We start from the raw sequence: 19,398 nt of genomic DNA on the forward strand, positions 1-19,398 counted from the left end.
AACTTTTAGTGACTACAGTAAAGCCATGACTACGACGACAACAGAGCGCAAGAACATGGACATGTACGACGTGGTGGTGGCCGGCGGCGGCCCCGTCGGGCTCTTTCTCGCCGGGGAGCTGCGGCTCGGCGGGGCGAGCGTGCTGGTCGTGGAACGGCTGGCCGAGGTGGACGTGACCATCAAGGCGGGCGGCATCAACACGGCCGGCGCGGTGGCCCTCTACCGGCGGGGCATGCTGCCCGAGCTCTCGGAAGCCTGGGAGAGGAACCGGTGGCGGTTGCAGGCCTTCCTCGGGGACCGCGGTGCCGACGCGTCGCGGACTCCCCCGAAGTTCGCCGGGCACTTCGCCGGGATCATGATGCGCGGTGACCTGTTCGACGGCTCCGACCCGGCGTTCGCCGACATCGGCCCCGCCGACCGGGTCGGCCTCGGTGTGCCGCAGGCCGACCTGGAGCGGATCCTGGCCGCCCGCGCCGAGCGACTCGGCGTCGACGTCCGCCGGGGCGTGGAGCTGACCGGCTTCGACGCCGGCGAGGACGGGGTCACCGTACGGCTGGGCACCTCCGAGACGGTTCGGGCCGGCTGGCTCGTCGGGTGCGACGGCGGGCGGAGCACCGTCCGCAAGCTCGCCGGGATCGACTTCCCCGGTACCGAACCGGAGATCACCGGCTATCAGGCGGTCGTCGAGATGAGTGGGGGTGAGCGGCTGGGGAAGGGCTGGAACACCACGGACGTCGGGACGTACGTCAACGGGCCCTTCCCCGGCCGGATCCTCACCGTCGAGTTCGACGGGCCGCCCGCCGACCGTTCCGCGCCGATCACCGCCGAGGAGCTCCAGGCCGCCCTGCGCCGGGTGTCGGGGGTGCCGGAGGTGACCATCCACGAGGTGCACTCCTCGACCCGGTTCACCGACAACGCCCGGCAGGCCGACACCTACCGCAAGGGCCGGGTGCTGCTCGCCGGGGACGCGGCGCACGTGCACTCGCCGTTCGGCGGGCAGGGACTCAACCTCGGGCTCGGCGACGCCATGAACCTCGGCTGGAAGCTCGCCGCCGTGGCGCGGGGGCGGGCCCCGGAGTCCCTGCTCGACAGCTACACCGGCGAACGGCATCCGGTCGGCGCCTGGGTGCTGGACTGGACCCGCGCCCAGATCGCCGTGATGCGGCCCGACCGGCACGCCCGCGCCCTGCGCCGGGTGGTCACCGATCTCGCGCTGACACGGGACGGGACGACGTACCTCGTCAAGCAGATCTCCGGTGTCTGGCAGCGGTACGCCCTGCCCGGCGAGCACCCGCTGACCGGGCAGAGCGCCCCTGACCTGGAGTTCTCCGACGGCACCCGGCTCGGCGACCGGCTGCACGGCGGCCGGGCGGTCCTGTTCGACCTCGCCGACGACCCGAAGCTGCGCGCCCGGGCGGAGGAGTACGGCGACCGGGTGGACGTCGTCGGCGCGGCCTGCCCGGGGCGGCCGGAGCTGACCGGTCTCCTCGTGCGGCCCGACGGGTTCGTGGCCTGGGCCGCGGACGGGGCGGACGGGAACGACCAGGGAGACGGCCTCGACGACACCCTGGCCCGCTGGTTCGTCGGCGCGTGACGCCCGTCGTTTGACCCTGCCGCGACGTCAACGTCTGTACTGGTGTCATGCGGATCGGAGAACTCGCCGCCACCGTCGGCGTCACCACGCGCACGGTGCGGCACTACCACCACCTGGGCCTGCTGCCCGAGCCCGAGCGCCTCTCCAACGGCTATCGGGACTACACCCTCCGGCACGCCGTGGTCCTCGCCCGGATCCGGCGGCTGACCGAGCTGGGGCTCGGGCTCGCCGAGGTGCGGGACGTGCTCGCGGACGACGCCGGCAAGGACCTCGTCGAGGTGCTCACCGAACTCGACGAGGACCTGGCCCGGCAGGAGGCGGGGATCCGGGAGCGGCGGCAGCGGTTGCGGGCCCTGCTGGACGCGGGTGAACTGCCCGCCGAGGGGCCGGTCTCGCCCGAACTGGCCGCGCTGTTCGCCGAGACGGCTCCGCGGCTGGCCGGTTCCCCGATGGCCGCCCGGGACCGTGAGGTGTTCGCCCTGATGGACACGGTGGCGGACCCGGCGGCACGGGAACGGCTGCTGTCCCTCGCCGGTGCCATCGCCGGGTCGCCACAGGCTACGGCCCGGGCCAACGAGGCCTATGCCCTGCTCGACGCGCTCGCCGACGCGGATCTCGGCGACCCCCGGGTGGCCGAGGCCGCCGGGGTCCTCGCCGAGTGCATCCCGCGCGAGGTCTTCCCCGGCGGCGCCGTCGACCACGAGGACAGCTTCCTGCGCGCCCTCTACGCCGACCTCGCCCCGGCGCAGGCCGCCGCGATCCGCCGGGCGCTGGACATCATCAGCGGAGAACGGCCGTGAAGGCCGTGCTCCGGCACGAGGTGCGGCTGCTGGCGAGTCTGGTGCTGTGGGCCGCCCGGCGCACGAAGGGGACCGGGGAGCGCTTCGGGTACGCCCGGGGCCAGGGCGCCATGATGTCCGGGCTGGCGTTCGTGTGCGTGATCGAGACGGCCGGCCTGTCGGTGCTGCTGCGCAACTGGCCGACCGTGCACCTCGTCGTCCTCGTCCTGGACGTCTACACGGTCCTCTTCGTCGTCGGCCTGCACGCGGCCTCCGTGGTCCACCCGCACCTGCTGACCCCGGACGCGCTGCACGTCCGCAACGGTGTCCGGCTCGACCTGCGCGTCCCGCTGGACGCGATCAAGTCCGTGCGGCGCGAGACGCGTTACCAGCACGACCGGAACGCCGAAGGCCGACTCGACGTGCCGATCGGTTCCCAGACCTCGGTCACCCTCGAACTGGCCGCGCCCCTCACCCACTTCACGGTGCTGGGCCGCCGCCGCGAGGTGAGCGTCGTGCGGTTCCACGCCGACGACGCCACCGGTCTCGTACGACAGCTCACGGCGGCACGGCAGCTCACGCGGGCGCGAACCGTACTTTCGCCGTCCCCGGATCGGCCTGGGTCAGCCGCACCGGCAACCGCTCGCCCAGCGGAAGAGGCGCGCCGCCCTCGATCCGGCCTATGACGGCGGGCTGCTGCAACAGCACCTTCCCCACGGTCGGCTGACGCGCCTCGACCTCCACCACGCACCCGTCGAAGACCTCCCCGACACGGTCCTTGAGCAGGGCCGCCTCGACGATGTCGACGCACTCGCGCTCCACGGTGCCCGCGCGCCGGGCGCCCTCGGCCATCTCCTTGGGGAGCAGGTCCAGCACCGACAGCACCCAGTCGGGCGGGTCCTCGCCGGCCGCCGCCGCCAGGCACAGCTCGGAGGCGTAGCGGTCGGCCAGGCGGCGCAGCGGCGCGGTGCAGTGCGCGTAGGGGGCGGCCACGGCCGCGTGGGTGCTGATCGCGGGGAGCACGCCGTCCCGGAAGACCGTGTAGCCGGCGCCGCGCAGCAGCGTGGTGCACTCCTGGAGGAAGGCCGCGTGGCGGGGGCGGCGCGGGTTCAGGGAGCGGATCAGCGCGGCGTACGAGACATGGTGCGGCCAGTCGATGTGCAGGGCGGTGGCGGTACGGCGCAGCCGCGCGACGGCGCCGTCGGGGGCGGTGGGCAGGGTGCGCAGGACGCCGGTGCCGTGGGCCAGCATCAGATCGGCGGCGGCCATGCCGGTGAGCAGGGAGATCTGGGCGTTCCAGGACTCGGCGGGCAGCGGGGCGCGGTAGCTGAGCCGGTAGGTGTGGTCGTACTCGACGATCTCCTGCTCGGGCACGTTGAGCGAGATGCCGCCGCGCTCCACCTCGAGGCGTTCGCGCGCCTCGCCGATCTCCTTGAGCAGGGCGAGGGGTTCTTCGGCGGTCCCCGCGTCGATGTGCCGCTGCACGCCGGCGTAGTCCAGCTTGGCCCGGCTGCGGACGAGGGACCGGCGGACGTCGGCTGTCAGGGTCCGTCCCTCCTCGTCCAGGTCGATGGTCCACAGGACGGCCGGGCAGGCCTGGCCGGGGAGCAGGCTGGCCGCGCCCTCGCTGAGCACGGCGGGGTGCAGCGGGACCCGCTCGTCGGGGAAGTAGAGCGTGTTCACACGGTGGTGTGCCTCGGAGTCCAGGTCGCCGCCGGGTACGACGAAGGCGGCGACGTCGGCGATGGCGTACCGGACGCGGTAGCCGCCGCGGCGCCGGGAGAGGTGCATCGCCTGGTCGAGGTCCTGGGCGGTGGGCGGGTCGATGGTGAGGAAGGGGAGGTCGGTCGCGTCGTGGGCGGGCACGGCCGGGTACCTGGCGGCGCTCTCGGCCTCCGCGAGCACCTCGGGCCGGAAGCCGTCCGGGATGCCGAGGTCGTCCCGGAGCACGGCGAGCGCGGCCCGGAGGGGAGCCTCGGGGGCGCCCTTGACGCGTATGTGGCGGCTGGGCATACGACGAGCGTAGTCACATCGTGCCGGTCCGGCGCTCTACGCTGGCGCGAAGCGTCGATGAAGAACCTGATGGTCAAGAGGAGTACGTGTGCTGGTCCTGCTGCCGCCCTCGGAAGGCAAGGCGTCCTCGGGCCGTGGTGCCCCGCTGAAGCCGCACTCGCTGTCCCTGCCGGGGCTCGCGGACGCCCGCGAGGCCGTGCTCGCCGAACTGGTCGACCTGTGCGCCGGTGACGAGGAGAAGGCGCGCGAGGTCCTCGGGCTGAGCGAGGGGCTGCGCGGCGAGGTCGCCAAGAACGCGGAGCTGCGGACGGCGGGGGCACGGCCGGCCGGGGAGATCTACACGGGGGTGCTGTACGACGCCCTCGGCCTGGCCTCCCTGGACGCGGCGGCGAAGCGGCGGGCGGCGCGGTCGCTGCTGGTGTTCTCGGGGCTGTGGGGCGCGGTCCGGGTGACGGACCGGATCCCCTCCTACCGCTGCTCGATGGGCGTGAAGCTGCCCGGGCTCGGGGCGCTGGGGGCGCACTGGCGCAAGCCGATGGCGGAGGTGCTGCCGGAGGCGGCCGGGGCCGGGCTGGTGCTGGATCTGCGGTCGGCGGCGTACGCGGCGGCGTGGAAGCCGAAGGGGGAGGTGGCCTCGCGGACGGCGACCGTGCGGGTGCTGCACGCGCCGACGCGGAAGGTGGTGAGCCACTTCAACAAGGCGACGAAGGGGCGGATCGTACGGAGTCTGCTGACCGCCGGGATCGCGCCGAGCGGTCCGGGTGAGCTGGTGGAGGCGTTGCGGGACCTGGGGTACGAGGTGGAGGCCGCGGCGCCGGGGAAGGCGGGGCAGGGGTGGGCGCTGGACGTGCTGGTGGACGAGGTTCATTAGACGAGGCTCTTTGAGTAGCTTCTTCGGCCAGGTTCTTGGACCAGGTTCTTTGACGAGGTTCAATCAGATATCGCCGCGTATTGCAGCATGCGCAACGAGCTTTGCGCGGTGCGCATCACCCCGGCAGGATGTCGGCCATGCCCACCTCCGTGCTGGACCTCGCCCCCGTCGTCCCCGTCGTCGTGATCGAGGACGCCGGCGACGCCGTACCGCTGGCGCGGGCGCTGGTCGCCGGGGGGTTGCCCGCGATCGAGGTGACCCTGCGGACCCCGGCGGCGCTCGACGCGATCCGTGCGATCGCCGCGGCGGTGCCGGACGCGGTGGTCGGGGCGGGGACCGTACTGACGCCCGCCCAGGTCACGGAGTGCGTGGCGGCCGGGGCACGCTTTCTCGTCAGCCCGGGGTGGACGGACGGGCTGCTGGGGGCGATGGCCGCGTCCGGGGTGCCGTTCCTGCCGGGCGTGTCGACCGCATCCGAGGTGGTGACGCTGCTCGAACGCGGGGTGCGGGAGATGAAGTTCTTCCCGGCGCAGGCCGCCGGCGGCACGGCCTACCTGAAGTCCCTCGCGGGTCCGCTTCCGCAGGCCCGCTTCTGCCCGACCGGAGGGATCGGCGCGGAGAACGCCCCGGAGTACCTCGCCCTGCCCAACGTCGGCTGCGTGGGCGGCACTTGGATGCTCCCGGCGGACGCCGTGGCCGCCCGGGACTGGGCCCGCGTCGAGTCGCTGGCGCGGGCCGCGGCGGGCCTCAGGGACGCAGGTGGGACGTGTCGTTGAAGAGCCGTACGCTCGCGTTTCCGTCCGCGTAGTACGCCACCGCCGACAGCGAGGCGGCCGACAGTTCCATGCGGAACAGGGACTTGGCCGGGGCGCCGAGGGCGAGCCGCACGAACGTCTTGATCGGCGTGACGTGCGTGACCAGCAGGACCGTGCGGCCCGCGTAGGCCGCGACCAGCTTGTCCCGGGTGGCCGCGATGCGGGTCGCCGTCTCGGCGAAGCTCTCGCCGCCGCCGGTGGGGTGGGCCTCCGGGTCGGCGAGCCAGGCGTTCAGGTCGTCCGGGTAACGCTCGCGGACCTCGCCGAAGGTGAGGCCCTCCCAGGCGCCGAAGTCCGTCTCCTTGAGCCCCTCCTCGACGGTGACGTCGAGGCCGAGGCGCTCGGCGACGGCTCCGGCGGTCTGCCGGGTGCGGGTGAGGGGGGAGGCGAGGATCGCCTCGATCGTGCCGCGGCGGGCGAGGGCGTCGGCGGCGCGGCGCGCCTGTTCCAGGCCGACGTCGGAGAGGGCGGGGTCGGTGCCGCCGCTGCCGGAGAAGCGTTTCTGGGGGGTGAGGGGGGTCTCGCCGTGGCGGAGGAGGACGAAGGTGGCCGGGGCGCCCATGTCTGGCGACGCCCAGCCGGAGGTTGGCTGAGGTGCCGTCGCGACATTGCGTGCGGCGCGGGTGTCGGGGGCGGGTGCGTCGGCAGTCGTCACAGTGGCGGTGAGTGGGGGCTGGTCGCGCCCACGCGGCGGAGCCGCAAATGTCTCAGCCCCGCGCCCCTTGCGGGGCGCTGCAGTCGCCGCGGATCGAACGTCGAGCTCCGCCGTAGACCCCGCGGCCGACCACTGTTCGCCCCGCTTGCCCGCGTCCATCGCCTCGTTCGCCAGGCGGTCGGCGTGCTTGTTCTCGGCTCTCGGGATCCACTCGTAGGTCACCCGGTCCGCCGGGAACACCCGTCCCGCCTCTGTCGCCAGGGGCTTCATGTCGGGGTGTTTGATCTTCCAGCGGCCCGTCATCTGCTCGACGACCAGCTTGGAGTCCATGCGGACGTGGACGACGGCGGCCGGGTCGAGGTCGTGCGCCGCGCGCAGGCCCGCCAGGAGGCCGCGGTACTCGGCGACGTTGTTGGTGACGACGCCGAGGTACTCGGCCGCCTCCGCCAGCGTCTCGCCGGTCGCCGCGTCGATGACCACCGCGCCGTAGCCGGCCGGTCCCGGGTTGCCCCGCGACCCGCCGTCCGCCTCGACGATGAACTCCCTTGCCACGTCAGCCCCTTACTACAGGCCGGACTCGGCCGTGCGGACCAGGATGCGGCGGCAGTTCTCGCAGCGCACGACCGTGTCAGGCGCGGCCGAGCGGATCTCGTTCAGCTCGGTGATGGCGAGTTCCTGGCGGCAGCCCTGGCAGCTGCGGGCGTACAGCTTGGCCGCGCCGATACCGCCCTGCTGCTCGCGCAGCTTGTCGTAGAGCTTCAGCAGGTCCGCGGGGACGGTGCCCGCGATGACCCCGCGCTCCTTGGTGACCGTGGCCGCCTCGGCGTCGAGCTCTCCGGAGGCGGCGTTGCGGCGGGCGGTGGCCTCGTCGATCCGGCCCTGGACGGCGCCGGTCCGCTCGGTCAGTTCGGCGACCCGCTCCTGGGCGGACTCGCGGCGCTCCATGACCTCCAGGACCACGTCCTCCAGGTCGCCCTGGCGCTTGGCGAGGGAGACGATCTCCTTCTGGAGGTTCTCCAGGTCCTTCGGGGAGGTGACCGCGCCGGAGTCCAGGCGCTGCTGGTCGCGGGCGGCGCGCTGGCGTACCTGGTCCACGTCCTGCTCGGCCTTGGTCTGCTCGCGGGCGGTGTCGCTCTCCTCGGTCTGCGCGGCCACCAGCAGGTCGCGCAGCTGGGTGAGGTCCTTCGTCAGCGAGTCGATCTCGGCGTGTTCGGGCAGCGACTTCCGCTTGTGCGCCAGCTGCTGGAGGCGGACGTCCAGGGCCTGGACGTCGAGGAGTCGGATCTGGTCGGCGGGCGCGGCGTTCAGTTGGGGGCTCCAAGGGAGGGGGAGTGGCTGGTCCAGGGGTCGGTGACCGTCTTGGAGACGTGTACCCGAAGGTCCCAGCCGTGGCGGTCGGAGATCTCGTCGAGCTGGGCTGCGGCCAGCTCGCACCAGGGCCATTCGGTGGCCCAGTGCGCCGCGTCGAGCAGCGCGAGGGGGCTGTGGGCTACGGCTTCGGAAGCCGGGTGGTGGCGCAGGTCCGCCGTCAGGAAGGCGTCCACCCCGGCGGCGCGTACGACGTCGAAGAGGCTGTCGCCGCTGCCGCCGCTGACGGCGATCGTGCGGACGAGGGCCTCGGGGTCGCCGGCGACGCGGATGCCCTGCGCGGTGGCGGGGAGGCGCTCGGCCGCCCTGCGTGCGAGTTCGCCGACGGTGACCGGGTGGTCCAGTTCGCAGACGCGGCCCAGGCCCCGGCGGCCCTCCGGGTCGGTGGGGTCCGGGACGAGGGGGCGTACCACCCGCAGGTCCAGGGCGCCCGCGAGCGCGTCGGAGACGCCCGGGTCGGCGGTGTCGGCGTTGGTGTGGGCGACGTGCAGCGCGATGTCGTTCTTGATGAGGGTGTGCACCACGCGGCCCTTGAAGTGGCTCGCCGCGACCGTCGTCGTGCCGCGCAGGTAGAGGGGGTGGTGGGTGACCAGCAGGTCGGCGCCCAGCTTCACCGCCTCGTCGACGATGTCCCGCACCGGGTCCACGGCGAACAGGACCCGGGTGACCTCCTGGTCGGGGTCGCCCACGACGGTGCCGACCGCGTCCCAGGACTCGGCCCGCTCGGCGGGCCACAGGCTCTCCAGCGCGGCGATGACTTCTGACAGACGGGGCACGGGGAAAGGCTACCTGCCTGTTCCCCGGGGCCGTACCTGCTCGGCCACGGGAGGCAACGCCCAGCACAGCCGTCCCCGTTTCCTCAGGCGAATCGTCGAGTGTGCACCCGTATGTGTGAAGCCGTCGCCTGCCGCTCCCCCGTCTGTGCGTGCGAAAACTAGCTTCGTGGCCGGAGGTGACCGAGCGATGACGGTCTGTGCGATCGAACCCTCGGCTGCGGACGAGGACGACAGCGCGCCGAGAGCGGGCTGCACCATCACGGCGGACGGGGCGTACGCGGCCCGGCTGGCCCAGCGGGAAGGTTCCTGGTACCCGGAGCGATGGACGCTGGACGGCCACGAGCCGTACGCCGTACCGCTGCCCGGCAACCAGCCCGAGGAGCCGGGCACGGAGGTGCAGCCGATGGGCGACGGGCGGGTGCTCATCCACCGGCTGGTGGACGACCGGCACCACTTCGCCCTGCTCTATCCGACCGGGCCCGGCACCGGTGAGCTGCCGCTGGGCGCGGTGGAGTGCCCGGACGCGGGGACGTCGCTCCGGCTGCTGCCACCCGCGCCCGGCGGCCGCGACGCGTACGCGCTGACCGTGGGGGAACACTCCTCGACCGTGTGGCTGGTGGCGGGCGGGGCCTTCGGGCCGGAGCGGCTCGCGGTGGTCCCGGGGCGTTGTTCGGGCGGGGTCTGGCTGGACCGGGGCGGGCGGATGCTGGCCCTGGACCGGGAGCTGGGCGGGCGGACCAAGGCGGTCGTCGTCGATCTGGAGCGGGGCGGCGAGGTGTCGCCGCTGCTGCAGATCGCGGCGGACAGCGACGACCGGCTGCTGGTCGCCGACCCGGACAGCGGGCTGATCCTGGTCGGCTCGGACGCGCCCTCCCCCGGGCAGGAACGGTTGGGCTGGGGTGTCCTCGGCAGCACGCTGCCGGTGCGCTTTCCGGAGAGCCTGCGGCTGGCGGAGTGCACGGTGACGCCGTTCGCGATCCAGCCGGGGCTGGTGCTGATGCCGGAGAGCTGCGGGGTGGCGCTGCGCATGGACGGTCCGCTCGGCAGCTGGGTCGGCACCTGGCGGCCGAGTGCCCGCGGGGTGTGCCATCTCCCGGCGCCGGAGGGGTGGTTGGCCGGCGCCGGGCTGTGGACGCAGGACGGGGTGCTGCGGCTGCCGTACGCCACGGGGGAGGTCCCGTGCGGCGTGGCGGAGATCGCGGTGCCCTGGGGGGGAACGGGGGGCTCGGGGGAGACGGGGGAGCACGGGGGGCCGGGGGACGCGGGCCCGGGGGATCCGGTTCGGGACGGCACGGCTGCCGGGGCGTCGGGTATGCCCGGGGAGTCGGCGGAAACGGATCCTCCGGAGCCTGTCGCGGCCCGGCCGGTGCCCTTGCAACAGGCTCCGCTGGGGCGGCTCGTAACGAAGTAGAGAAGGCTTGTAACGAAGTAGCACCGGTCGGCGTGCCTGCCTGGATTCGCCCCGCGGTGGGTTGGCTAAACTCACCGCGCTGTAAGAAAGATCATGTTGACGGGGTGAATTCTTCCGATGAGCGACACCAGCACGTCTCAGCACCTGTCCGCCGACCTGCAGGAGTCCGACAGCCACGGCAAGCACCGTGGTCCGGTCTCGGTCCAGGACGGCGAATCGGCCCCGAGCGGGCGGCACCGCAAGCCGGAGCCGGCCGAGACCACGGCCTGACGGTACGTAAGAACGACAGCGGCTCCGCCCTTGTGGGGTGGGGCCGCTGTCGTCTGTGCCGCTACCGCCGTTTCAGCCCCAGCACCTCCGCCGCCGCGAAGGTCTCCCCCGGCGGCCGGTCGGCGTAGTGCGGGGTGAGCAGGGCGTCGAGTTCGTCGTAGCTGAAGGTGTCCTGCTTGCTGTCGAACCTGGCCTGGACCCGCGGCCGTTCGACGATCGCGACCATGCCGCCGTGCACGACCAGCAGCTGGCCGTTGATCCGCGCGGCGGCCGGGGACGCCAGGTAGCCGACGAGCGGGGCGACATGCTCGGGGGCGAGCGGGTCGAGGCCCTCGGCGGGCCGTTCGAACCCGGCGAAGACGTCCTCGGTCATCCGGGTGCGGGCGCGCGGACAGATCACGTTGGCGGTCACGCCGTACTTGGCGAGGGCGAGGGCGGTGGAGGTGGTCAGGCCGACGATGCCGCCCTTGGCGGCCGCGTAGTTGGGCTGGCCCGCGGAACCGGCGAGGAAGGCCTCGGAGGAGGTGTTGACGATCCGGCCGTACACCTTCGCGCCGCCGGCCGCCTTGGACCGCTCCCGCCAGTGCGCGGCCGCGAAGCGGGTGGTGTTGAAGTGGCCCTTGAGGTGGACCCGGATCACCGAGTCCCACTCGCCCTCGGTCATGGAGAAGACCATGCGGTCGCGCAGGATGCCGGCGTTGTTGACGAGGATGTCCAGCTTGCCGTACTGGGTTGTCGCCAGGGTGAGAAGGTCTCGCGCCTGCGAGAAGTCCGCGATGTCTCCGGTATGGGCGACGGCCCGGCCGCCCGCCGCGCGGATCTCCTCGGCGACCTGTTCGGCGGGGCCGGTGGAGGCCGTCCCCGAGCCGTCCCGGCCCGGCTGTCCGAAGTCGTTGACGACGACGGCCGCGCCCAGCCGGGCCAGTTCGAGCGCCTCGGCCCGGCCGAGCCCCCGCCCGGCGCCGGTGACGATCGCACTGAGCCCGTCGAGCGGCTTCTCCGACAGCGGCTTCTCCGACAGCGGAGTCTCCGACGGCGTCTTCTCCGGCAGCGGACTCTCCGGCAATGACCTCTCCGACATGGGACGGCCCCTCAGATCTCGATGCAGGTGCGCAGCGCGGTGCCGGTGCGCATCTGGTCCAGGGCCTCGTTGATCTCCGCCAGCGGCACCCGGTGGGTGATCAGGCCCTCCAGGTCGACGCGGCCGGCCCGCCACAGGGCGATCGTGCGCTCGTAGGAGCCGACCACGTCGCCGCCGCCGTACATCGACGGCAGGATCCGCTTCTCGTCGAAGAACAGCTCGAACATGTTGAGCTGGAGGAAGTCGTCCATGGCACCCGCGCCGACGACCACGAGGGTGCCGCCGCGCCGGGTGTTCTCGTACGCCGTGCGGGCGGTGGCGGACCTGCCGACGACCTCGAAGACGTAGTCGAAGCCCTCGCCGGCGGTGACCTCCTGCTTGGCGCCGGGCAGTTCGTCGGGCGAGACCGCCCGGGTCGCGCCGAACCCGATCGCGGCCTCGCGCCGGGACGCGACCGGGTCGACGGCGACGATCTCGGCCGCCCCCTTGAGCCGTGCCCCCTGGATCGCCGAGATCCCGACCCCTCCGCACCCGATCACGGCGACCGACGAACCGGCCTCGACATCGGCCGTGTTGAGGGCGGCGCCGAGCCCGGTGGTGACCCCGCAGCCGATCAGCGCGGCGATGTCGAAGGGCACGTCGTCCGGGATCGGCACCGCGCACCCGGCGTCGACCACGACCTCCTCGGCGAAGGTGCCGGTGCCCGCGAAGCCGAAGAGGTCACCGCCGGGGCGCCTGAAGTTGGGGGTGCCGGCGTTCATGAACCCGGCCAGGCACAGCTCGGTCTGCCCGCGCCGGCAGGCCGGACAGGCCCCGCAGGCCGGCAGCCAGCAGACGACGACCCGGTCGCCGGGCTTGACCCGGGTGACGCCCTCCCCCACCTCCAGGACCTCGCCCGCGCCCTCGTGGCCCGGCACGAACGGGGCCGGCTGCGGCAGCACCCCGTTCATCGCCGACAGGTCCGAGTGGCACAGCCCGGTGGCGCGCACCCGGATCCGCACCCTGCCGGGGCCGAACCCGACCGCCTCGACGTCGTCGAGGACCTCAAGCTTCTCCTGGCCTATCTCCTGCAGTACGGCTGCGCGCATGGTGCGGCTCTCCCCTCGACTGCGTTCCGGAACAACATGGATCAATCCGGCCCTAGCTGGCTCAAGCCGGCTCAGGCTGGCTCAAGCTGGATCAGGAGTGTTCGACGATCGTGTCGGCGAGGACGGGCGCGTCGTCCCGCTCGACGGCACCGACGGCGACGCGGACCCGCGCGTCACCGCGCCACATGCGGATGCGCAGGGTCTCCCCCGGGTACACCACCCCGGCGAACCTCGTCCCGTACGACCGCACCCGGCTCACGTCCCCGCCGAGCAGCGTGTCCACGACGGCCTTGAGCGTCATGCCGTAGGTGCACAGCCCGTGCAGGATGGGCCGGTCGAAGCCGGCGAGCTTGGCGAACTCGGGGTCGGCGTGCAGCGGGTTGTAGTCGCCGGAGAGGCGGTAGAGCAGGGCCTGGTCCTCGCGGATCGGCCGCTCGACGGTCCGGTCGGGCTCGCCGGCGGGCGGGTCGAGCCGGGTGGACGGGCCGCGGTCGCCGCCCCAGCCGCCCTCTCCCCGTACGAAGATCTGCGCGTCGTTGGTCCACAGCGGGCCGTCGGCGTCCGCGACCTCGGTGCGCATCACCAGGACGGCCGCCTTGCCCTTGTCGTACACGGCGGCGATCCGGCCCGTGGCGGTGGCCGAGCCCCGCACCGGGAGGGGGCGGTGGACGGTGAGCGACTGGCCGCCGTGCAACACCTTGGCGAGGTCGACGTCGACGCCGGGCATGGACAGTCCGCTGATCACCCCGGGCGAACCGGCCCCCGCCACGGTGGCGAAGCTGGGCAGCACGTGCAGCCGGGACTCCAGGGTGTAGCGCAGTTCGTCGGGGTCGGTGGCGGGGCGGCCGGCGCCGATGCCGAGGTGGTAGAGCTGGACGTCCCGGCGCTCCCAGTGGATCTCCCCGGACCGGGGTTCGGCGGCGAGGGCCTTGGCTGCGTCGATGGGCATACGGCTCCTGAGGTGTCTCAAGACCTCGGCACGACCGTCCGCACCGTCGGCCGCACCGAGGTCGTCCACGGGGCGGGTCCAAGGGGGTTGTCCCTAGAACGCGTTCCAGTCCAGCGCCCCTTGTATAGCCGAGCGCTCCACACTTGTGAAGGCTCCTGACACAGTGTCAGATGCAGCCGTGCCGGGCCATGACATTTGTCATGCGCGAGTCCGTACAAGCGCATCTGCCGCGCGGGAGCCCGGGTTCCGTAGCGTCGTAGGCATGACATGGACAGGTGGGACGGCAGGCCGGACAGAGCGGGCCGTGTCCTTCGCGGGGGCGGTCAAGACCTTCGGGACGGTACGCGCGGTGGACGGGGTGAACCTGGAGATAGGGCGCGGTGAGACGGTCGCGCTGCTCGGCCGCAACGGCGCGGGCAAGTCGACGACGATCTCGCTGCTGCTGGGGCTGAACACGCCCGACGCCGGCACGGTCGAACTGTTCGGCGCGCAGCCGGCGAAGGCCGTACGCAGCGGGCTGGTCGGAGCGATGCTCCAGGAGGCGCGGGCGGTGCCCCGGGTCACCGTCGGCGAGCTGGTCACCTTCGTGGCCCGGCGCTATCCGACCCCGATGCCCGTCGCACAGGCCCTGGAGCTGGCCGGTATCGGCGAGCTCGCCGGGCGCCGGGTGGACCGGCTGTCCGGCGGCCAGACACAGCGCGTGCGGTTCGCCGTGGCACTGGCCGGGAACCCGTCGCTGCTCGTCCTGGACGAGCCGACCGCCGCCCTGGACGTGGAGGCGCGGCACGCGTTCTGGCGCTCGATGCGCGCGTACGCCCGGCGCGGCCACACCGTCCTGTTCTCCACGCACTACCTGGAGGAGGCGGACGCGCACGCCGACCGCATCCTCGTCATCGACCGCGGCCGGATCGTCGCGGACGGCACCGGCGAGCAGCTCAAGCGGGCGGCCGGCGGCAGCCTGGTCGCCTTCGACCTGGCGGGCCGCTCCACCGAGGGCCTGGCCCGGTTGCCCGGCGTGCGCTCCCTCGAGGTGCGCGGCGACCGCGCGCTGCTGCGCACCGACGACTCGGACGCCACCGTGATCGCGCTGGCCGCCCGGAACGCGATCCGCGGCCTGGAGGTCACCCCCGCCTCCCTCGACGACGCCTTCCTGGCCCTGACGTCCGGCCCGCGCACCGGAGACGGCGTACTGCCCGACCCGCTGCCCCGCGCGGCCGCCCCGGACGACACCTCCCCCGCCCGAACCGCCGCTGAGACGGAGACCGTCTGATGCTCGACTACCTGCGCCTCGAAGTACGCCGGACCCTGCGCGACGCCGGCTTCGTGATCGGCGGGATCGCGATGCCGGTGATGATGTACCTGCTGTTCACCAACCTGGGCGGCGACGACGGCGGGTACAGGACCCAGGCCATGGTCGGCATGGCCGCCTACGGCGCGGTCGGCTCCGCCCTCAACACCGGCGGCGGGGTCGCCGAGGACCGGGCGATCGGCTGGCTGCGGCAGCTCCGGGTGACCCCGATGACCCCGCGCCAGGTCGTCCTCGGCCGGGCGCTGACCGGCTCGGTGACCGTACTGCCCGCGATCCTCGCGGTGCTCCTGGCGGGCGGCCTGGTCAACGGCGTACGGCTGGCGGCCTGGCAGTGGGCGGGGATCGCGCTGCTGCTGTGGCTGGGTTCGATCCCCTTCACCCTGCTCGGCCTCGCCAACGGCTACGGCCTGACCGCCCAGACCACCGGCGTCACGAACATGGCCTGCAACCTGGGGCTCGCCGTGGTCGGCGGCCTGTGGTTCCCGATCAGCCTGTTCCCCGGCTGGCTGCGCGCCGTCTCGAAGTACACCCCGACCAACCGCTTCGCCGAACTCGGCACCTCCGTCGCCGACGGACACGCCCCGGCACTCGGCGCGATCGCGGTCCTGACGGCTTGGCTGCTCGCGTTCGGTTCGTACGCTGTGATGGCGTACCGCCGGACCGGGCGGACCGTGTGACCGGGGGAGCGAAAAAAATGTCCTGGATGCGAGGGATCACCTGCCAGACACGCCGTTGGCGGGCGGCGCGGTCTCAGTGGAAGGCCGACATGGCGGACTTCAAGGCCGCGCAGAAGGAGGCGCGTCGCACGGGCGAGCAAACCGAGCACCCGGGTCCGCCGCCGACCGGCTTCTCCCTGCTGCCGTGGCTGCTGCTGGGGCTGGGCTCCTTCTCCAACCTCCTCCAGGGCAAGACCCCCAGCCCCTGGATCGGCGGCCTGGGCCTGTTCGCGTTCAACTCCCTCTACATCTACGTCGTGTTCCGCTCCTTCGTGAAGGAGAAGCGCGAGGCCGTCTCGACGCGGGTGGCGCTCGTTCTGATGGGCCTGATCACCTGCGGTCTCGCCCTCGGCTACGGCGGCAGCTGGCTGTACTTCTTCCCGCTGCTCGGCCTCGCCACCGGGGCCTGCCTGCGCGGCCCGCGGCTGGGTCAGATCGGCCTCGCGCTGACCGCCCTCGCGGCGGCGGTCTCCGTGTTCCGGGCGGGCTGGGACGCGATCAACGTCGCCTACGGCACCTTCCTGTCCACCATGGTGACCGCCGCGATCCTCTCCCTGTCCGAGGCGGTACGGGAGCTGCGCGCGGCCCGCGAGGAGCTGGCCCGGCGCGCGGTGGAGAAGGAGCGGCTGCGCTTCTCCCGGGATCTGCACGACCTGCTCGGCCACACCCTCTCGGTGATCGTCGTCAAGTCGGAGGCGGCCCGGCGCCTCGCCCCCCGTGACATGGACGCGGCCCTCTCGCAGATCTCCGACATCGAGTCGGTGGGCCGGCAGGCGCTCACCGAGATCCGTGAGGCGGTCACCGGCTACCGCGAGGGCAGCCTGGCCACGGAACTCGACCGGGCCCGCTCGGTCCTCTCGGCGGCGAGCATCGAGCCGGTCGTCAGGCAGACCGGGACGCCGCTCGCCCCGCAGACCGAGACGCTGCTGGGCTGGGTGGTGCGCGAGGCGGTCACCAACGTGGTCCGGCACAGCGACGCCACGCACTGCGAGATCACCGTCGACAGCGGCGCCGAGCGGGTCCGGCTGACCGTCGGCGACGACGGCACCGGCGCCGGCGCCGCCGAGCCCCGCCGCGCGGGCGTCGGCGGCACCGGTCTGAAGGGGCTGACCGAGCGCCTCGCGGCGGCGGGCGGCTCTCTCGAAGCCGGCCCGTCGCCACGCGGGGGTTTCACGGTCACCGCGGAACTCCCCACCGAGTCGCTGGAGTTGCTGACCGCTATGACGGTGGCGACTACGGTGCCCAGGGCGAACTGACGACCCAGCTCACGTCGTCGGTCCACGAGGTGGCGCTGTCCCAGGCGTTGGAACCGCCGTCGCTCGCTATGTAGACGTTGTAGTTGTAGTGGCGCAGATATCGCGTCGGGTAGTTGTACGACGCGAACGAGGTGCCGGTGCCGCTCTTGCCGGTCTGCGGGCAGAACGTGGCGTCGGCTCTGAACGTGGCGGTGCCGTCCATGGGCTGCCGCAGGAGCTTGAAGTTGTAGTGGCGCAGGAAGTCGCCCGGGTAGTTGCGCGACTCGAAGGAGACGCAGGAGCTGTCGGCCAGTCCGCGGCGGACGATCCAGGTGGCGTCGTTCTTGTCCAGGGCGGAGCTGCCGGTGGTGATGGCGGAGAGGACGGCCGCGTCGGCCTGGTGGCGGACGTAGTCGGTGGTGCAGCAGGACGTCGTGGCCTTCAGGGAGATCTCCGAGCCGGGGCTGAGCGTGCCGGTGGAGCCGGTCGCGCCGCCGTAGCCGACGGAGACGATGTTGGACTGGACGGCGTTGTCGGCGGCGTCGGTCGGGATGCCGGAGGTCATCACGCCCTCGAAGAACGAGCCGATGGAGCCGTTGCTGTTGTCGCCGCCGGTGCCGAGGACGATCGCGCCCTCCTGGTGCATGGGCGAGTAGCCGCTGGTGGTGGGCTCACCGCCGGAATACGTGGTGGTGAGACCGCCGGACTGCGCGTTTCCCCATTTCAGTGCGAAATGGTCCTGGCCGTTGTTCTTCAGCAACGCGGTGACGAAAGGTGTCGCGCCCGTGCCCGTGCTGGCGGAGTTGGTGCTGTAGCCGAGGTTGGACTGGAACAGCCCGTTCTCCAGGTCGGCCTGCACCCAGGGCCCCGAGCCGTAGCAGGGCGCGAACCAGCACTCGGTGCCGAAGTTGATGGCGTCCATGTGGCCGTTGCCGGTGTCCTTGTTGTTGGTCTCGGCGTTGCCGTAGTCGAAGCAGCAGCTGCCGTTGACATGGGTGCCGGAGGTGACCATGTACATCCCCTCGGCGGCGCCGTTGGTGGCGACCCCGGAGGTGGAGTTGTCCCGGTAGCCCATGCCGGCCGAGATCTCCAGGCCGTAGACCTGGTGCCCGCCGACGGTCACCGGCAGCGCGTCCGCAGGGGCCCCGACATCGGCCGCGCCGGCCCCGCCGGCGCCCTCGACGGTGAGGTCGTTGTGCCTGCTGGACTGGTCGTAGATCTTGGTGACGATGCAGGTCGTACCGGAGCAAAAGGAGTCCTGCGCGGCCGCGTCGGCGTATCCGCCGGCGGCCAGCGGGCCGATGTTCGCGGTGGCGCTGTCGGAGGCGCGCTGCACCTGGTAGAGGGATCCGCTGTACGACGAGTACAGCGCCCGGACCATGCTGTGCGCGGCGACGCACGGCGTGCCTGCGGTGGCGTAGAGGTCACAGGGCAGCGAACCCGCGGCGGCGGCCTGCGGGGCGCCGGCCCCGACGACGAGCGCGGCGACGGTCGCGAAGGCCGCGAGCGCACAGAGCGCGGCTCTCCTGAGGCGTGACGGACGGGAGCGCGGGGCTCGTAGGGACACTGAGAACACGATGCACCTCTTCTTCGGTTCCTCGTAGGGCGGTGCGGGTTGCTGGCCGGTATACCGAACGTCGTTCGACCGAAATACCGAACCTATTCAGCGGTCGAAATACCGACCATTGGCCGGGAATTCAGAGAATTGCAGAGGTGATTGTTTGAGCACGGTCAACCGCCGTCAAGCCCTGCGGCGCGGAACAATGACCACTCTTTGATTTCCGGGCCCGCGGCTAGGCTTGGGCTGTGTACGAGCCTGCGAACGAGATGCCCCGGGACCACCGGCCCGCCAAGTCCATCAGGGTGCTGCTCGCCGAGGACCAGGGCATGATGCGCGGGGCCCTCGCCCTCCTGCTCGGGATGGAGCCGGACATCGAGGTCGTCGCCCAGGTCGCGGCGGGTGACGCGATCGTGGACGCCGCGCTGATCCACCGGCCCGACGTGGCCCTCCTCGACATCGAACTGCCGGGCATCAGCGGCCTGGACGCGGCGGCGGAGCTGCGCGACCAGGCGCCCGACTGCCGGGTGCTGATCCTGACCACCTTCGGCCGGCCCGGCTATCTGCGCCGGGCCATGGAGGCCGGGGCGGCCGGCTTCCTCGTCAAGGACGGTCCGGTCGAGGACCTGGCCCGGGCGATCCGGCAGGTGCTCACCGGGGAGACCGTGGTCGACCCGGCGCTCGCGGCGGCCGCGCTCAGCGCCGGGCCGAATCCGCTCACCGCCCGCGAGTGCGACGTCCTGAACGCGTCGGTGGACGGCGCGACCGTCGCCGACATCGCGGCGAAACTGCATCTGTCGGAGTCGACGGTCCGCAACTACCTGTCCGCCGCGATCGGCAAGACCGGCACCCGCAACCGCACGGAGGCGGTACGGGAGGCCCGGCAGCAGGGGTGGCTGTGAACTCCCGC

General features: G+C 72.6%; 19 protein-coding genes. 11 read left to right on the forward strand and 8 right to left on the reverse strand.

Annotation, left to right across the window (positions count from 1 at the left end):
- Positions 1-25: 25 nt before the first annotated feature.
- From ABZ642_RS22420 to ABZ642_RS22430, 3 genes are read left to right on the forward strand one after another with little or no spacing between them, the layout of a single operon-like run.
- Positions 26-1,594 carry an FAD-dependent monooxygenase gene (locus tag ABZ642_RS22420; protein ID WP_360486738.1) on the forward strand — a complete coding sequence of 523 codons (1,569 nt, stop codon included), beginning with the start codon at positions 26-28 and terminating at the stop codon, positions 1,592-1,594.
- Positions 1,595-1,641: 47 nt separating this feature from the next.
- The gene (locus tag ABZ642_RS22425) at positions 1,642-2,394 is read left to right on the forward strand and encodes a MerR family transcriptional regulator (RefSeq protein WP_360486741.1); all 753 of its coding nucleotides are present in this window, start codon (positions 1,642-1,644) and stop codon (positions 2,392-2,394) included.
- A complete protein-coding gene (locus ABZ642_RS22430; RefSeq protein ID WP_360486744.1) occupies positions 2,391-3,059 on the forward strand; it encodes a hypothetical protein in 669 nt (222 codons plus the stop codon). Before ABZ642_RS22425 ends, ABZ642_RS22430 begins: the two co-directional genes overlap by 4 nt.
- Here ABZ642_RS22430 and ABZ642_RS22435 read toward each other — a convergent pair.
- On the reverse strand, positions 2,950-4,386 hold the full coding sequence (locus tag ABZ642_RS22435) for an RNB domain-containing ribonuclease (protein WP_360486747.1): 1,437 nt from the start codon (positions 4,384-4,386) through the stop codon (positions 2,950-2,952). The two genes, ABZ642_RS22430 and ABZ642_RS22435, sit on opposite strands and share 110 nt — an antisense overlap.
- Positions 4,387-4,474: 88 nt before the next feature.
- Between ABZ642_RS22435 and yaaA the strand changes: the two genes are divergently transcribed.
- Both yaaA and ABZ642_RS22445 read left to right on the forward strand, forming a co-directional pair.
- Positions 4,475-5,257: a peroxide stress protein YaaA gene (gene yaaA, locus ABZ642_RS22440; protein ID WP_360486750.1), complete on the forward strand. Its 783-nt coding sequence runs from the start codon at positions 4,475-4,477 to the stop codon at positions 5,255-5,257.
- 128 nt (positions 5,258-5,385) lie between these two features.
- Positions 5,386-6,033 (forward strand): bifunctional 4-hydroxy-2-oxoglutarate aldolase/2-dehydro-3-deoxy-phosphogluconate aldolase, encoded by a 648-nt coding sequence (locus ABZ642_RS22445; protein WP_360486753.1) that lies wholly within the window; start codon positions 5,386-5,388, stop codon positions 6,031-6,033.
- Here the strand turns inward: ABZ642_RS22445 and ABZ642_RS22450 are convergent.
- The 3 genes from ABZ642_RS22450 to ABZ642_RS22460 are packed head-to-tail and all read right to left on the reverse strand — an operon-like array spanning position 6,005 to position 8,871.
- Complete coding sequence (locus ABZ642_RS22450; protein WP_360486756.1) at positions 6,005-7,279, reverse strand: bifunctional RNase H/acid phosphatase; 1,275 nt, start codon at positions 7,277-7,279, stop codon at positions 6,005-6,007. The two genes, ABZ642_RS22445 and ABZ642_RS22450, sit on opposite strands and share 29 nt — an antisense overlap.
- Positions 7,280-7,291: 12 nt before the next feature.
- Positions 7,292-8,035, reverse strand: a complete 744-nt coding sequence (locus ABZ642_RS22455; RefSeq protein WP_360487315.1) for a C4-type zinc ribbon domain-containing protein — start codon at positions 8,033-8,035, stop codon at positions 7,292-7,294.
- Positions 8,032-8,871, reverse strand: coding sequence for a Nif3-like dinuclear metal center hexameric protein (locus tag ABZ642_RS22460; protein ID WP_360486759.1), 840 nt, complete (start codon positions 8,869-8,871; stop codon positions 8,032-8,034). Before ABZ642_RS22460 ends, ABZ642_RS22455 begins: the two co-directional genes overlap by 4 nt.
- 187 nt (positions 8,872-9,058) lie before the next feature.
- On the opposite strand from ABZ642_RS22460, the gene ABZ642_RS22465 reads away from it, so the two are divergent.
- Positions 9,059-10,282 (forward strand): hypothetical protein, encoded by a 1,224-nt coding sequence (locus tag ABZ642_RS22465; protein WP_360486762.1) that lies wholly within the window; start codon positions 9,059-9,061, stop codon positions 10,280-10,282.
- A 117-nt stretch (positions 10,283-10,399) separates the two neighbouring features.
- Positions 10,400-10,552 (forward strand): hypothetical protein, encoded by a 153-nt coding sequence (locus tag ABZ642_RS22470; protein ID WP_360486765.1) that lies wholly within the window; start codon positions 10,400-10,402, stop codon positions 10,550-10,552.
- A 61-nt stretch (positions 10,553-10,613) separates the two neighbouring features.
- On the opposite strand, the gene ABZ642_RS22475 is transcribed toward ABZ642_RS22470, so the two are convergent.
- The 3 genes from ABZ642_RS22475 to ABZ642_RS22485 all read right to left on the reverse strand — a co-directional run bounded on the left by ABZ642_RS22475 (position 10,614) and on the right by ABZ642_RS22485 (position 13,670).
- Entirely contained in the window at positions 10,614-11,633 is a 1,020-nt protein-coding gene (locus tag ABZ642_RS22475; protein WP_360486768.1) for a 3-oxoacyl-ACP reductase, read from the reverse strand.
- An 11-nt stretch (positions 11,634-11,644) separates the two neighbouring features.
- Complete coding sequence (locus ABZ642_RS22480) at positions 11,645-12,721, reverse strand: Zn-dependent alcohol dehydrogenase (protein ID WP_360486771.1); 1,077 nt, start codon at positions 12,719-12,721, stop codon at positions 11,645-11,647.
- 91 nt (positions 12,722-12,812) lie between these two features.
- Positions 12,813-13,670 carry a MaoC/PaaZ C-terminal domain-containing protein gene (locus ABZ642_RS22485; protein ID WP_360486774.1) on the reverse strand — a complete coding sequence of 286 codons (858 nt, stop codon included), beginning with the start codon at positions 13,668-13,670 and terminating at the stop codon, positions 12,813-12,815.
- Positions 13,671-13,932: 262 nt separating this feature from the next.
- Between ABZ642_RS22485 and ABZ642_RS22490 the strand changes: the two genes are divergently transcribed.
- The 3 genes from ABZ642_RS22490 to ABZ642_RS22500 are packed head-to-tail and all read left to right on the forward strand — an operon-like array spanning position 13,933 to position 16,951.
- Positions 13,933-14,940 (forward strand): ABC transporter ATP-binding protein, encoded by a 1,008-nt coding sequence (locus tag ABZ642_RS22490; protein ID WP_360486777.1) that lies wholly within the window; start codon positions 13,933-13,935, stop codon positions 14,938-14,940.
- A complete protein-coding gene (locus ABZ642_RS22495; protein WP_360486780.1) occupies positions 14,940-15,656 on the forward strand; it encodes an ABC transporter permease in 717 nt (238 codons plus the stop codon). The genes ABZ642_RS22490 and ABZ642_RS22495 overlap by 1 nt, the downstream gene beginning before the upstream one ends.
- A gap of 17 nt (positions 15,657-15,673) precedes the next feature.
- Positions 15,674-16,951, forward strand: a complete 1,278-nt coding sequence (locus ABZ642_RS22500; RefSeq protein WP_360486783.1) for a sensor histidine kinase — start codon at positions 15,674-15,676, stop codon at positions 16,949-16,951.
- Here ABZ642_RS22500 and ABZ642_RS22505 read toward each other — a convergent pair.
- Positions 16,929-18,497, reverse strand: coding sequence for an alpha-L-arabinofuranosidase B (locus ABZ642_RS22505; RefSeq protein WP_360486786.1), 1,569 nt, complete (start codon positions 18,495-18,497; stop codon positions 16,929-16,931). The genes ABZ642_RS22500 and ABZ642_RS22505 overlap by 23 nt on opposite strands.
- A 260-nt stretch (positions 18,498-18,757) precedes the next feature.
- Here ABZ642_RS22505 and ABZ642_RS22510 point away from each other — a divergent pair, with 260 nt between their 5' ends.
- A complete protein-coding gene (locus ABZ642_RS22510; protein ID WP_360487318.1) occupies positions 18,758-19,390 on the forward strand; it encodes a response regulator transcription factor in 633 nt (210 codons plus the stop codon).
- The last annotated feature ends 8 nt before the right edge of the window (positions 19,391-19,398 follow it).

Source organism: Streptomyces sp. NPDC007157 (genome assembly GCF_040634235.1).
In the GTDB taxonomy this organism is placed as follows: domain Bacteria; phylum Actinomycetota; class Actinomycetes; order Streptomycetales; family Streptomycetaceae; genus Streptomyces.